Annotated in this window: 10 protein-coding genes; 4 read left to right on the forward strand and 6 right to left on the reverse strand. The window is 40.2% G+C overall.

The window, feature by feature from the left end:
• Positions 1 to 14 precede the first annotated feature (14 nt).
• From leuA to AC25JC_RS07845, 5 genes are all read right to left on the reverse strand, one after another.
• Positions 15 to 1,712, reverse strand: a complete 1,698-nt coding sequence (gene leuA, locus AC25JC_RS07825) for a 2-isopropylmalate synthase (protein ID WP_180021075.1) — start codon at positions 1,710 to 1,712, stop codon at positions 15 to 17.
• 263 nt (positions 1,713 to 1,975) lie between these two features.
• On the reverse strand, positions 1,976 to 3,082 hold the full coding sequence (locus AC25JC_RS07830; RefSeq protein ID WP_486923812.1) for an alpha-hydroxy acid oxidase: 1,107 nt from the start codon (positions 3,080 to 3,082) through the stop codon (positions 1,976 to 1,978).
• Positions 3,083 to 3,115: 33 nt separating this feature from the next.
• A complete protein-coding gene (locus AC25JC_RS07835) occupies positions 3,116 to 3,799 on the reverse strand; it encodes a Fe2+-dependent dioxygenase (protein WP_180115876.1) in 684 nt (227 codons plus the stop codon).
• A gap of 113 nt (positions 3,800 to 3,912) precedes the next feature.
• Positions 3,913 to 6,165: a TonB-dependent receptor gene (locus AC25JC_RS07840; RefSeq protein ID WP_180115875.1), complete on the reverse strand. Its 2,253-nt coding sequence runs from the start codon at positions 6,163 to 6,165 to the stop codon at positions 3,913 to 3,915.
• Between the two features lie 300 nt (positions 6,166 to 6,465).
• A complete protein-coding gene (locus AC25JC_RS07845) occupies positions 6,466 to 8,676 on the reverse strand; it encodes a TonB-dependent receptor domain-containing protein (protein WP_180115874.1) in 2,211 nt (736 codons plus the stop codon).
• 272 nt (positions 8,677 to 8,948) lie between these two features.
• Between AC25JC_RS07845 and tig the strand changes: the two genes are divergently transcribed.
• The 4 genes from tig to AC25JC_RS07865 all read left to right on the forward strand — a co-directional run bounded on the left by tig (position 8,949) and on the right by AC25JC_RS07865 (position 13,297).
• The gene (gene tig / locus AC25JC_RS07850) at positions 8,949 to 10,280 is read left to right on the forward strand and encodes a trigger factor (RefSeq protein WP_180084696.1); all 1,332 of its coding nucleotides are present in this window, start codon (positions 8,949 to 8,951) and stop codon (positions 10,278 to 10,280) included.
• 194 nt (positions 10,281 to 10,474) lie between these two features.
• Positions 10,475 to 11,080, forward strand: coding sequence for an ATP-dependent Clp endopeptidase proteolytic subunit ClpP (clpP, locus tag AC25JC_RS07855; protein WP_078192707.1), 606 nt, complete (start codon positions 10,475 to 10,477; stop codon positions 11,078 to 11,080).
• A 29-nt stretch (positions 11,081 to 11,109) separates the two neighbouring features.
• Positions 11,110 to 12,420 carry an ATP-dependent protease ATP-binding subunit ClpX gene (gene clpX / locus AC25JC_RS07860; RefSeq protein WP_486923803.1) on the forward strand — a complete coding sequence of 437 codons (1,311 nt, stop codon included), beginning with the start codon at positions 11,110 to 11,112 and terminating at the stop codon, positions 12,418 to 12,420.
• Positions 12,421 to 12,583: 163 nt separating this feature from the next.
• Complete coding sequence (locus AC25JC_RS07865) at positions 12,584 to 13,297, forward strand: DUF2846 domain-containing protein (RefSeq protein ID WP_486923804.1); 714 nt, start codon at positions 12,584 to 12,586, stop codon at positions 13,295 to 13,297.
• A gap of 130 nt (positions 13,298 to 13,427) precedes the next feature.
• Here AC25JC_RS07865 and AC25JC_RS07870 read toward each other — a convergent pair whose 3' ends face one another.
• A complete protein-coding gene (locus AC25JC_RS07870; protein WP_078189659.1) occupies positions 13,428 to 14,954 on the reverse strand; it encodes a fumarate hydratase in 1,527 nt (508 codons plus the stop codon).
• Between the last annotated feature and the right edge of the window lie 560 nt (positions 14,955 to 15,514).

Here is a 15,514-nt window from a genome sequence, read left to right on the forward strand (position 1 = left end):
TTTAAAGCATTGAATTAGACTGCAGCAGCAATCACTTGTTCAGTACTTAAAACACCTTGTTCAATTAAACGGTTAGTGCTGGCAATAATCGCTTCGATGGATGCAGTCACGATGTTGTCATGTACACCTGCGCCGAATGCAGACTTGCCTGTGCCTTTCACTTGAAGCTCAATCAACGCCAAGGCTTTGGCATGCGCGCCTGAACTGATGCTGCGTTCTTCATAGTTCAAGACATCAATCGGCAACTGCAAGGCATTTAAGATAGCAGAGATTGGGCCGTTGCCTTCACCGCGCAATTGCTGGATCTCACCGTTCACTTCGACATCAAGCTCAATGACTTGTTTGCCATTTTCATCATGTAAGCGGTAGTTTTTCGCCGCATAATGCGTGTCTTTGGCCGCCACATAAGTGTCCTTAAATAAAGACCAGATTGCTTGCGCAGAAATTTCGGTACCGTCTTCATCTGTTTTTTGCTGTACGATTTGTGAGAATTCAATTTGAATACGGCGAGGCAAAACCACGTTGTAATTTGATTCTAACAAGTACGCAATACCGCCTTTACCAGACTGTGAGTTGACACGAATCACGGCATCATAGTCGCGGCCCAAATCTTTCGGGTCGATTGGCAAATAAGGCATATCCCACATTTCTTCGTTCTTTTGGAACTCGAAACCTTTTTTAATGGCATCTTGGTGTGAGCCAGAGAACGCGGTGAAGACCAAATCACCAGCATACGGATGACGAGGGTGTACCGGCAAGCCTGTGCATTCTTCAATGATTGAAATAATTTCGTTAATGTTTGAGAAATCTAAGTTTGGCGCAACACCTTGGGTATACATGTTCAATGCAATCGCTGCAACGTCCACGTTACCTGTACGTTCACCGTTACCAAACACACAACCTTCGACACGGTCAGCACCAGCCATAATCGCCAACTCAGAAGCGGCAATACCACAGCCACGGTCGTTATGACAGTGTACAGAAATAATCACACCGTCACGGCGCTCAATATTACGATGCATCCATTCCACTTGGTCGGCATAGACGTTCGGACCTGAAACTTCAACCGTTGCAGGCAAGTTTAAAATCACTTTGTTCTCTGGAGATGCTTCCCAAATTTCAGTGACCGCATCACAGACATCTTTAGCAACTTCTAATTCTGTTGCAGTAAAACACTCTGGACTGTATTGGAATACAAATTCAGTTTCAGGCTGTTTTGCAGCGTATTCTTTGACTTTCGTTGCGGCGTTAATTGCTAATTGTTTTGCACCAGCAACATCAACATTCAACACTTTATTGCGGAAAGTTGGAGAGTTTGAGTTGTAGATATGCACGATGGCACGTTTTGCACCTTGTAATGATTCAAATGTACGTTGAATCAAATGATCACGTGCTTGAACCAAAACTTCGATGTACACATCATCGGGAATATGGCCGCCTTCGATCAACAAACGGGTGAAATCAAAGTCGATTTGTGATGCAGAAGGGAAGCCGATTTCAATGTGTTTGAAACCAATTTTCACAAGCATTTGGAACATTTTGAACTTTTGTTCAATGTTCATTGGCTCGAAGATCGCTTGGTTACCGTCACGAAGGTCGGTACTCATCCAGATCGGCGCTTTATTGATTTCGTTATTTGGCCATTGACGGTCTGGTAAGTCTACACGTTGGTACATGCGACGGTATTTTTTGCTTGGATCTGCCAACATCATGTGAAAACTCCTTATAGCACCGTGGATAAATGTCGTGGATAAACGGCAAGGTACTACTTATATAGATTGTGTCTATTCTAGCAATTTACAAGTTTAATTTCGGAGTCTTTAGTCGAAAGTCGAAATAAATCCGTAAAGATTCACATGACTTAGCTTTACCGTAAGCTCGTAAATGTATAACTAAATATTAGTCCATATATTCCGGAAATAATTTCCTATTTTTGCGTCAAGATGCCATTACTGGAAAATATTTTTCTATAAAATTAGCTTTTTTGAAAAATATAATCTTTATTAATCTCATCGACGGTGGCTGTTCCCATCAATGCCATCGTAATCTCAAATTCTTCTTTCAGTATTTTAAGTACATGGGCAACGCCTAAAGCACCCGCAGTCGCTAAACCATAAATGCAGGGACGTCCGACTAATACGGCAGACGCACCTAAGGCTATCGCTTTAAACACATCTGAACCTCGACGAATACCACCATCATATAAAACTGGAAAATCCGTAGGCACAACTTTTTTAATCAGTTCTAAAGCGGTGAGAGGGGAAATGCAACTATCCAGTACGCGCCCTCCATGATTCGACACAATAATGCCTTGCACACCGTGTTGCAGGGCAAGTTCAGCATCATGTGGATTGACAATGCCTTTTAAAATAATCGGTAATGAGGTGTTTTGACTGAGCCAAAGGATATCCGCCCATGTTGGTGCGATTTTCATCAGACCTTTAAATACGGGATGGTCTCCATCATTGAGCTCAGGCAATGGGATATGTGTAGGGGTATGCGGATGTTGCATGCCTTCAGGCAAATGAAAAAACACTCGACGCTCACGGTCACGAATACCGGTATGTGGGGAATCAACAGTCACCACAATCGCTTTATAGGCATGTTCTTCTGCCATCTTGACCAGCGATAATGACTTTTCGCGTTCTCCTTGCCAATACAATTGGAACCATTTGTAAGGATTGTCCTGCTTTAACTCACGCATATCTGTATTGGTAAACGTACTGAGGATCATATTGCTGCCAAGGACTTCGGCAGCGAGGGCTGTTGCAGCTTCAGCATCAGGATGAAATTGTTGTTGATGACCTATCGGGGCTACAAAAATAGGATGTGGGAAACGTTGCCCTAAGATTTCGATTTGGGTATGACCTTGGGTTAGATCTTTCAGCATACGTGGTAGCAGTTGTATCTGTTCAAACTGAGACAAATTGCCACGGACACTGTGTTCATCCATCGAGCCGCCTTGCAAGTACTGCCACACCATTTGAGAAAGGTGTTTTTCAGCCTCGACTTCATAATCTGCAATGGTTTGCAAATGAGCTGGTATTTGTGTCAGTGGCGCTAAAATGTTGTGATCAGTCATTGGTAGTTTGTCCATGTCTATTGACCTTAAGCTTTAAATTTCGGCCCATTTGCGGATAAGGTTGTGATACAGACTAGTCAACTTGACGACTTCACTATGTGCATCACCCAATTGCATACGCAAATTTTGAATGCTTTGATCGAGATTAAATAACATGTGACGCTCAGCATCTTCACGGATCATACTTTGCAACCAAAAAAATGATGCAATACGACAGCCTGCAGTCACAGGAGTAACTTCATGCACACTGGTAGATGGATACAAAATCAAATCTCCGGCAGGCAATTTCACTTCGTGGTAGCCATAGGTGTCTTCTACCACAAGTTCACCACCCTCATATTCTTCGGGTTCACTTAGAAAAATCGTGCAGGACAAATCGGTACGAATTTTTTGATTGCTGTCAGGCATCCAGCGAATGGCATTGTCGACATGGAAACCAAACGTTTCACCATTTTCATAGCGGTTAAAATAGGGCGGCAAAATATTGAGGGGTAGGGCTGCCGATGTAAAAAGCGCGTGTTGTGACAATTCATGCAAAATGATATCGCCCAAATGCTGGGTGAGTGGATGTTCAACATCGAGTTGCTGATTATTTTTTACATTTTTAGACAGTGAGCCTGTAGTTTTTTGACCATTAGTCCATTCTACTTTTTGCATTTCTGTGCGGAAGTAGTTGACCTGTTCTTTACTCAATACATTTGGGATATGGTGAATCACGGCCTAACCCTTTGGAACTGTAATATTTATGTTTTGATCATATACAAAAATAGCCTCTTTGAAGAGGCTATTTGAGTTAATCCCATAGAATCATTATGGGGTTAATCTTTAACTTAATATTTGAAGTTAACAGATAGAACTGCGCTGCGACCTTCTGCTTCAGTGGCATAGTGAGATGCATAGGCTTTAGTGAAATAACGTTTGTCAGAAAGGTTATTTACATTCAACTGTAAATCCACATTTTTGTTAACGGTATAACGCGCCATAGCATCGTAGCGTACATAAGATGGAGCCCATTTGATGTTTGCAACATCACCATAAACTTTGTCTGAATATACTGCACCACCACCCAAAGTTAATTGCGGCAATATCTTATAGGTAGTCCATAATGTTGCTGCTTGTTTAGGTACATTAGGCATTTGGTTGCCATTATAAATGGCATTATCTGTACAAGTTGCTGTTGAACCTGAACCACGGCATGATTTACCATTTTTTGTTAATTCACTATTAAGATAAGTATAACCTGCCGAAATATCCCATTTATCAGTAATTTGACCATTTAATCCTAATTCAACACCATCAACTTTACTTTCACCTACATTCGCATAAGTTGTTGGGTCAAGTTGTACACGAGTATTTTGTTTTTCAGTACGGAAGATCGCTGCTGTTAAATTCAAACGATCATTTAACAAGTCCCACTTAGTACCCAACTCGTAAGTTTGCGCTTCTTCAGGATCGATCATTTGGTTATTAGCATTTATGGTTTCGCTGTTATCTCCCCAACCAGCATTTAAGCCAACAGGACTGGCAGAGGTAGCATAACTTGCATAAATTGAACCATTTTCAACAGGTTTAAAGGTTATACCTGATTGATATGTAAAGAAGTCTGAATCATTGTTAGCTGTATATGCAGCAGCTGAAGATGTAGCACGAAAGTTTTGTTCAGCTTCAAACTTGTCCCAACGCACACCAAGATCAAGTAACCATTGTGGTGTGATTTCAATGCTGTCTAATAAATATACAGAAGTGCTTTCAACCGTGGCATCAAAGTCTTGGCGGGCTTCTAAACGGTCTAAAAATGGTTTTTGAGTTGGATTGTTTAGAGAAGTACACCAATTGCTTGAAAGGTCTTTACAGTCGCTGTAAAACCCCGTTGAGGAAACTTTGCCATCTTTACTGTTAATGATGTTATAACCACCTTTGTCAGTTTCTTGCTTGCTATATTCAGCACCGACATTAAAACTGTGATTAATGGCACCTGTAGCGAATTTACCTGTCAATGCTAATTGATTTGTAAAGGTATCGCTATCTGTGATGGCAGAGTTTTGACGATGCCATACTTTGCCATTGGCTACATTGCCTTTGGAGTCATCAGGGTTTGTCCAAACATAATCATTTTTAGATTTGCTGTACATTGCAGTGTTTGTGAGGGTTAAGTTGTCAGTTAAATCATGTTCTAACTTGATTGTTCCTGCTTGGTTTTCTTGTTTTTGGAAGTCACGATCTTTCCAACCATAATAAACGCCTTGTTTTACTTCCGCAGGTTTACCCTGTGGTTTACTTAAACCAGCATCCCAATATGGAACACCTGAATCTGGAGTGTCATCCGATTTTAAATAGTAATAACTTAAAGTTGCACGAGTAGGGGTGTCTAAGCCAAAAGTAATACTAGGGGCAATACCTGCACGTTTGTATTCAGCACCGTCAGCTTGACCTGCTTTCTCATTCATGTGTCCCATAACGGCAACACGTGCAGCAATCCCATTGCCAAAATCTTTATTGCCATCTAGTGTTACACGTGCATAAGCATCTGTACCGCCAGCAACAGTACCTTCTAAGTGGTCGCCTTTTTTAGCCACTTTAGAAATCATGTTGATGCTACCGCCAACAGTACCTGCACCACCCATAGCAGAAGCAGAACCTTTGGTGACTTCAACTTGTTCTATGGCAAACATTTCACGGTTTTGTGAGGTTGAATTACGAATACCATCTAAATACATTGAGCTTTCAGAGCTATAGCCACGGATAAATGGACGGTCGCCATTTGGGTTGCCGCCTTCACCAGCACCGAGGGTAATACCAGGTACTGTACGTAAAGCATCACTTAAAGTTGTGACTTGCGTGTCTTCAATCAGTTGCTTAGAAATCACTGATACAGATTTTGGTGTATCAAGAAGGGGAGCAACAAATTTAGCATTCGCAGATTTATCAACTTTTAAGCTTGGTGCCTTTTCAGCAACAACTTCTTGGTTAATCGTTGGAAGTTGAGTAACTTGCTCTTGCGCGACTGCATTAACAGCAATAACAGAAAGTGAAGAAGCAATTGCTGAAGAAACAATTTTCTTACGTGTTTTAATGAAGGCCATTTCGAACCCGATTTGGAATAGTGAATTTGTATGCGAATAATAATGATTCTTATTTTTTCTTACATCTTTATGTAATTGTAAATCACGATAAATAATCATATTGTGATAGTAGTATTTAATGTAATGATATAACAAGTATTAATTAAGACTATGTTTTATTTAAATATTGATAAAATATATTGTTTTTTTATGTTTAATTGAGATTATAAATATAGACATGATTGTGAATTAAATAAGCATAAATCGTAATTGTTAATGCAAAAAAAACCTGCCGAAACAGGTTTTTTATTATGCGGTTATTTAGAATTTAAAGGTTGTACTTAATTGTACACGGCGGCCTTCCTGAGTATTGCTATAATGGTTGTAATAGCTATCTGCGACTTTCTCGTAATCGTTAAAGTTTTTATCAAATATATTGTACAGAGCAACACCTATATCCCAGTTTGGCGTTACATTAAAGTTTGAACCGACGTGTAATAATGCATATTCCTTGTAGTCACCTAGGGCGTCATAAACCTGTTGATTCGCTACAGTTAGATTGTCATAGGTTGAGGTGAAACGTGCACGTTCACTTCGATACTCGCCACGCGCCCATAAATTCACAAAGTCAGCAGCTTGCCATTTAAGCGACGCATTGACCATGTGTTCTGGTGTGTCATTAAGTACAGGATTGCCTAAACTGCTATCTTTAATTTCAGTTTCAGTCCAAGTGTAGTTCAGTCCAAATTTCCAATTGTCGGCAAATGCCCAGTTTAAACCAGCTTCAATACCATAAACTTCAGCTTCTTCGGCATTCACAGGACGAGTCACATTCCATGAATCTGGTTTGCCACGGTTATAATCCATCACCCACGGCGTTCCCACCGACGCCATGAATGCTTCACAGTCCGCTTTAGACCAATTAATACCCGAAGTTGTTGTGTTATCAGTATTACAGCTAATTTCTTTATTGCCCGTCATAATTTTATCTTCAATTTGGCTAAAGAAAGCTGTTACGTTGAAGTCAAAATTATTATTGGTAGAAAAGTATGTACCAAACTCAAAGTTCTTGCTGGTTTCAGGTTTTAGATTTGGGTTGCCAAAAGTTGGTGTACGACCCTGACCACTGACATTGACCACACCATCAGTTAAACGTTCTAAACGTGGGGCTTTATAACCTTCACTATATCCGCCTTTGAAGGTCCAGTTTTCATTTGCATTCCATACCAAATATGCACGTGGTGTCCAAAAGTCACCAAACGTATCGTGGTCGTCATAACGAAGACCAAGTGTTAATGCAAGATTGTCGTTCAGCGACCAAGTATCTTCGGCGAATAGACCCAATTGCTCAAAAGAAACTTCTTTTTTTACACGCAAACCATCACTGATACTGGCTTCCCACCATTGACCGCCTAGAGTAATACGGTGGTCTTCAAAATGTTGAGTGGTAAATTTAGTATCAAAAATCGTATCTTCACTTTCTAACACACGAGGAGTGATGGCTGTTGACATTCCTTGTGCACGTGCAGGAATTAAACGTCCAACCGTTTCTGTTTGAGTATTGATAATACTTGACTCAAGTTTGCCAATAGCATTATTCCAAGTATGTGCGAGGATCATTTTCTCACGGTTATATTCTTGAGCATCACCATAACCACCGTTTGCGCCAAGCGTCCCTAATTGACCTTTGCTATTGTCATACCATTGTTCAGTTTTTTCATATTCAACTGAAATATCATGGTCGCTGTGCGGTGTCAGGGTTAAGCGAGCACCGATAGTTTCTAGATCTGATTTAGTTGGGCTATTTCCGCCACTAAGTTCAGCACCAGTATCATCGTCATCACTACGTATTAAATCTGATTGATCACGTTCCGCTTTACGTGCACGGATTTGTAAGCCCAATAAATCTTGAATGATTGGCCCTGTTAAAAATGCATCGACAGCGCGTTGGTTACCAAAGTCTGAGTGATTTGGCAGTACTGTCCCTTCTAACGTGACCGAACCAGTCCATTCAGGTGAAACTTTTTTGGTAATGATATTGACTACACCACCAATTGCATCAGAACCATATAAAGTAGAAGCTGGTCCGCGGATGACTTCGATGCGTTGGATAGCCGAAACAGGGGGGATAAAACTATTATTCGACTCACCAAATCCATTAGGGGCAATGTCACCTGTACTATTTTGTCGGCGGCCATCAATTAAAACCAAGGTATATTCGGCGTCCATACCACGAATACGAATATTTAATCCGCCGGTTTTCCCTGCTGTAGGGCTAATATCGACACCTTCTACATCACTTAATGCATCTGCAACGGATGTAATTCGTTTATTTTTTAAGTCTTCAGCCGTAATCACGGTAATTGAAGCAGGAGCATTCTTGATCTTTTGTTCAAAGCCCGCTGCAGAAACAACAATGGTTTCCATCTGTTGAGCTTGAGATTCAGTCGTTTCAGCATGTGCGAAACTCGTGGTGGTTACAATTGCCCCAAATAAAGCAGCGGAAAGTGGGTTGAGATTAAATTTACTCATAAAAGAATACCAAATATGGACAAGATAAATATATGAAAATAAATTAAAAAAATATCATTAAGAATAATAGTGAGAAAGTTTCTCATTTTCAATAGTGAATTAAAAAATAATCAATATTTCTTCGAAAAAAGCTGAAAAATTCTAAAAATAAGAAGGGCATCCATGCCTGAATTTATAGTGTTATAATCCATTTTTGTATATCTTTAATTGTTGTCATATAATGTGGCACTTTTTTTTAAAACTGTTTTAACTAACAAATTATCGAGGAAGCCATGCAAGTAACTTCTGAAGCGGTTTCGGGCGTTGCCCGTCGTTTAAATGTATCTGTACCGACGAGCCGTATTAACGAGCAGTTTGAAGCTCGCTTGAAACGCACTGCCAAAACTGTGAAGATCAACGGCTTCCGTCCAGGTAAAGTACCTGTAAACGTTGTTCGTCGTGAATACGGTGCTGGTATCTATCAAGAAGTTGTAAACGACATCATTCGTGACACAGTATTCGAAGCGATCCAACAAGAAAAAATCAATGCTGTTGGTATGCCAAACATTGAAAAAACTGAAATGAAAGATGATGCTTTAGTTTATGAAGCAACTGTGGAAGTTTATCCAGAAGTTGAAGTTAAGTTCGAAGGCCTAGAAGTTGAACGTAAAGCAACTTCAGTTGACGACAAAGACGTTGAGAAGATGATTGAAAATCTTCAAAAACAACGCGCTTCATGGGTTGAAACTAAAGGCATGGCTAAAAAAGACATGCAAGTAACTTTCGACTTTGAAGGTACTGTTGATGGCGAGAAGTTTGAAGGCGGCGCTGCTGAAGACTTTAAACTCGTTCTTGGTTCTGGTCGTATGATCCCTGGCTTCGAAGACGGTATCGTTGGTATGAAGAAAGGCGAAGAGAAAGTTATCGATGTAACTTTCCCTGAAGACTACCAAGCTGAAAACCTTGCTGGTAAAGCTGCTCAATTCAAAATCACTGTTAAGCTTGTTGAAAAACAAAAACTTCCAGAAGTTGATGCTGAATTCTTAAAAATCTTCGGTCTAACTGAAGAAGAAGGCGTTGAAAAACTGAAAGCTGACGTGCGTAAAAACATGGAACGTGAAGTGAAAAACGGTCTTCGTAACCAAGTGAAAGGTGCAACTTTTGATGCGCTTGTAGCTGCAAACGAAGTAGAACTTCCAGAAGCAATGGTTGCTCAAGAAATTGACCGTCAACGTCAACAAATGATCCAACAATTCACTCAACAGTTTGGTGCTCAAGGCGCTAAAGCGTTTGATTCAAGCATGCTTCCAGATGACCTATTCAAAGAGCAAGCTGAAAAATCAGTTAAACTTGGCGTATTAGTCAGCAAAGTATTAGCTGATGCTAAAATTGAAGTTGATGCTGCACGTGTTGATGCTTACATCGAAGACATGGCTTCTTCTTACGAAGATCCTAAAGAAGTAATTGAATACTTCAACAACGATAAACAGCAACGTGCTCAAATCGAAGCTGTTATTCTAGAAGACCAAGTTGTAGATCACATCTTAGCTTCTGCTAAAGTAACTGATACAACTGTGAGCTATGAAGACTTATTGAAAGAGCAACAAGCTCGTCAACAAGGCTAATTTCTAGCTTTCAAAAAAAGGCGCATTAAGCGCCTTTTTTTATCGAAATTTGCCCCCAAATAAGTTGTCCTGATTTCACAATGCTTATGAAAAAAATATCTGTTATTTAATTGGGAATCTTTTGCAATTTCGACAAATATCCCTCATATTGTGAATTATGGGTTGAGTCAGAAAAATTTAGGAATAAATAACGTATGTATGTTCCAACAATTGAAAACGCACTAGTGCCAATGGTGGTAGAACAGTCATCTCGTGGCGAGCGTTCTTTTGATATTTATTCACGCCTTTTGCGTGAACGTGTGATTTTTTTAACCGGTGAAGTTGAAGACAACATGGCAAATTTGATTGTTGCCCAAATGTTGTTCTTAGAAGCAGAAAACCCAGATAAAGATATTCATTTATATATCAACTCACCAGGCGGTTCGGTTACTGCAGGTATGGCGATTTACGATACCATGCAATTTATTAAACCTGATGTTGTGACTTACTGCATGGGGCAAGCAGCATCGATGGGTGCATTCCTGCTTAACGCCGGTGCTAAAGGCAAACGTTACTGTCTTGAAAATGCCCGTGTCATGATTCACCAACCACTCGGTGGTTTCCGTGGTCAGGCATCTGACATTGAAATTCATGCACGTGAAATTCTATTCATCAAAGAACGTTTAAATCGTTTAATGGCAGAGCATAGTGGTCAAGACTACGAAACTGTTGCTCGAGATACTGACCGTGACAATTTTATGACAGCGCAAGCTGCGAAAGAATACGGTCTTGTGGACGAAGTTTTATCTAAACGCCCATAAGTTTTAAAGAATTAATTATTGGAGTGAATATGTCCGAACATCCTCAAGGACAAAAGCATTGTTCATTTTGCGGTAAAACGCAGTCTGAAGTCGGGAAACTGATTGCAGGTGAGGACGCGTACATCTGTAATGAGTGTGTGGACGTATGTCTTGACCTAGTTCAGACCAGTCAGCAAGTTGAATCAAATGACTGGGCAACTCGTCCTTTACCAAAACCGCATGAAATCCGTGCTGCGCTTGACCAATATGTGATTGGTCAAGATGTTGCGAAAAAGACCCTCTCTGTTGCGGTATACAACCACTATAAACGCCTAAAAGTTGGCACCAGTGGTAAAAAACCAGAAGACGGTGTAGAGATTTCGAAAAGTAACATCATGTTGGTTGGACCAACAGGTTCAGGTAAAACGCTGCTTGCTCAGACACTTGCGCGTCTTTTAGATGTGCCATTTGCGATGGCAGATGCAACGACTTTAACTGAAGCCGGTTATGTGGGTGAAGACGTTGAGAACATTGTTCAAAAACTCCTTCAAAAAGCCGATTACGATGTAGAAAAAGCGCAAAAGGGCATTATCTATATCGATGAAATCGACAAAATTACCCGTAAGTCTGAAAACCCATCTATTACTCGTGATGTATCGGGTGAAGGTGTTCAGCAAGCGTTATTGAAAATGATCGAAGGTACGGTTGCGTCGATTCCGCCTCAAGGTGGTCGTAAGCATCCGCAGCAAGAATTTATTCAAATTGATACTTCAAATATCCTGTTTATCTGTGGTGGCGCATTCTCTGGTCTAGAGAAAATCGTACAGCAGCGTCAAGAAAAAGGTGGTATCGGCTTTACAGCTGAAGTGCGTAAGAAAGATGAAACTAAAAAATTATCTGACTTATTCCGCCAAGTTGAAGCGACAGATTTGGTTAAATTTGGTCTGATTCCTGAATTTATTGGTCGTTTACCTGTGATTGCTACCTTGGAAGAACTCGACGAAGAAGCATTGATGCAGATTCTGACTGAACCAAAAAATGCATTGACACGTCAGTACCAATATTTATTTGAAATGGAAAATGTTGACCTCGTATTTGAAGACTCAGCATTGCGTGCCGTGGCTAAAAAAGCCCTTGATCGTAATACGGGTGCACGTGGTCTACGTTCGATTTTAGAAAATTCATTGCTTGAAACGATGTATGACCTACCAAGTCGTTCAGATGTGGGTACGGTTGTCGTCAATGAAGCGGTGATTAATGGTGAAGCGGAACCTGAATTTAAATCAGAACGTCAACCAAAGAAAACTGAAGAAGCTGGACCGAAGTCAGATTTAAAAGTTGTGAACTCTAAATCTGCTTAAGCGCTATTCGTCTGAAACGTGTGTAAATCCAAGATTTGCACACGTTTTTTATTTCCAAAAATAAAAGCAGAATGTTAATCTCAGCAGGATGGCGTGGATGCCTGAATGTAAAAAACTGAAAACAAAAGTGTAAAAATAAAAAAAGACGCAGTGAGGGATAATCATGCGTGAAGTTGCAATTCTACTTTTAAGCAGTGTAGCGCTGCTGGGTTGTCATGGAAAATCAGCCGTTGAGCAAACGTCATTGGCTTCAACATTAAAGCCCGTGGATCCCGAAAGTACACCGGGTCATATTGAGCAATATCGCTTAGGTATGTTTACCATTGGTGGTTGGGTCAATCAGAAACAAGGTCGACATTTTCAAGAAGTGAAAGCTCAGCATGATCAAGCAGCGATTGTGTATTTATATCGTCCAGACAGTAAATGGAATCGTCAAGAAATTGTGGCCAGCAGCTTATTTCTGAACAGTGAGCGTATTCCAAGTTTATTGAATAATCATTATTACTGGGTGGAGTTACCTGCGGGGAATTACCGCTTATCATCGAGTCGCCCTTTGGGGGTGAATCATTTTCAAAAACCTAAATATTTAGACTTTGATGTTGAAGCAGGTCAAACTTACTTCATTAAATATGATGAAGAGAATTTATCCAGTAAAAGAACGGTTTCAGGGCCATTGCTGCTCATGCCTGAAAAAATTGGTCGAAATGAAATCGCATTTACAGAGTTGAAATCCAACAGTTTTAACTTTGTGGCAGAAGATCAAAACACTGGAAAAGTGCGGAAAAGTGCGCAGAAGTTGAAAGCACCTCATTATGATCCTGCGGAAGATGTGCAGTTGACCAAGCCTTTTAAACTGTGGAATCCATTAACTTGGTAATGTAATTAGCTCGTGTTTTTGAGTGTGTGAAAATATTAAATAGCGAATGTCATTCGACAAACAGCCTAAATATTGACATTAAAAAAAGCACCCGATGGGGTGCTTTTTTTAGATCTTGAATGTGGCGAAATTAGTTCGCAGCAGCATCAACTACTGGGATTTTACCAATTTTTGCTTGCCAGATTTTTGGTGCAGTTGCGTGAACAGAAGTACCATTTACGTCAACAGCTACAGATACAGGCATGTCTTTTACAACAAATTTGTAGATCGCTTCCATACCTAAGTCAGCGAAAGCAACCACTTCAGCTTCACGAATCGCTTTCGATACTAAGTACGCAGCACCACCGACAGCCATGAGGTAAGTTGCTTTGTTGTCTTTGATTGCTTCAACAGCAGCAGGGCCGCGATCCGCTTTACCAATCATACCGAACATGCCAGTTGCTTCAAGCACTTGACGTGTGAACTTATCCATACGAGTTGCAGTTGTTGGGCCAGCAGGACCAACGACTTCGTCACCGACTGGATCAACAGGACCAACGTAGTAAATAAATTTACCTTTTAGGTCAACTGGAAGTTCTTCACCTTTGTTTAACATGTCAACCATACGTTTGTGCGCAGCGTCACGACCTGTATAGATTGTACCGTTAAGAAGTAGTGTGTCACCTGGTTGCCAAGAGTTCATTTCTTCTTGAGTGATGTTATCTAAGTCAACACGTTTAGACGTTGATGAATCCCAAGTTACTGCAGGATAGTCTTCAAGGCTAGGCGCTTGAATATGCGCTACACCTGAACCGTCTAATTGGAAATGCGCATGACGAGTTGCAGCACAGTTTGGAATCATACCTACTGGTTTACCCGCAGCGTGACATGGGTAGTCTTTGATTTTGATATCAAGAACAGTCGTTAAACCGCCAAGACCTTGAGCACCAATACCTAAAGCATTTACTTTTTCGAAGATTTCGATACGAAGTTCTTCGATTTGGTTTTGTGGGCCACGACGAAGTAATTCGTCCATGTTGATTTCTTCCATCAATGCTTCTTTTGCAAGCATCATGGCTTTTTCAGCAGTACCACCAATACCGATACCGAGCATACCAGGAGGACACCAACCTGCACCCATTGTTGGAACAGTTTTAAGTACCCAATCTACGATAGAGTCAGAAGGGTTAAGCATTGCAAGTTTAGATTTGTTTTCTGAACCGCCACCCTTAGCAGCAACAGTAATATCAACTTTATTACCCGGAACGAGTTTGTAGTGAATTACAGCAGGGGTGTTGTCTTTGGTATTTTTACGACCAAAAGCAGGATCAGCTAATACTGATGCACGAAGAATGTTTGAGTTTTCAAGATAACCTTGACGTACACCTTCGTTGATTGCATCGTCTAGGCTCATGGTTAAATCAAATTTAACGTCTAAGCCCACTTCAAGAAATACGTTCACAATACCCGTATCTTGACAGATAGGACGATGGCCTTCTGCACACATACGAGAGTTAATTAAAATTTGTGCAATCGCGTCTTTTGCGGCTTTGTTTTCTTCACGGTCATACGCACGGCTCATCGCTTGGATGAAGTCCTGTGGGTGATAGTAAGAAATGAACTGAAGCGCATCTTTTACCGATGTGATCAAGTCATCTTGCTTGATAATAGTTGTCATACAAATATCTCTTGAGCGGGCTGATAGCTAGCGGGCTAAATTATAAGACAAAAACACAGTTGTGTGGGTATTTCGCTTAATCTTTGGCCGAAAGTTTAATAGGGTTTAACAGTGCCATGTCTCGCTGTCATAAATGGCCTGAAAATGACGTTTTCACTGTCATATTTCATGAAATATTTGTCACAAAACTAGAAAGGGAGATATGTTTTTATTTTTAAATTGTTGAAAATAAAAGATATTTATTATTTTTGAATATTTCATATTTGTCATATAACTGTCATAAAACTTTTACATAATGACGTCATTAAAGTTAGAGTGTGAAATATATGGTTACTCCAGTGTTGTCAGTTATTGGTTTTTCTCTGTTTATCGCAGCAACTTGGTTCTACGGTCAACAAGAAGATCAAGCCTAAAGCTTTATCTTCTTTTTTTTGCTTTAAATTTGATAAAAATAATATTCTTCTTCAAATCTTCAAATCTTCAAATCTTCAAATCTTCAAATCTTCAAATCTTCAAATCTTCAAATCTTCAAATCTTCAAATCTTCAAATCTTCAAATCT

It is taken from the genome of Acinetobacter sp. P37 (assembly GCF_057480965.1).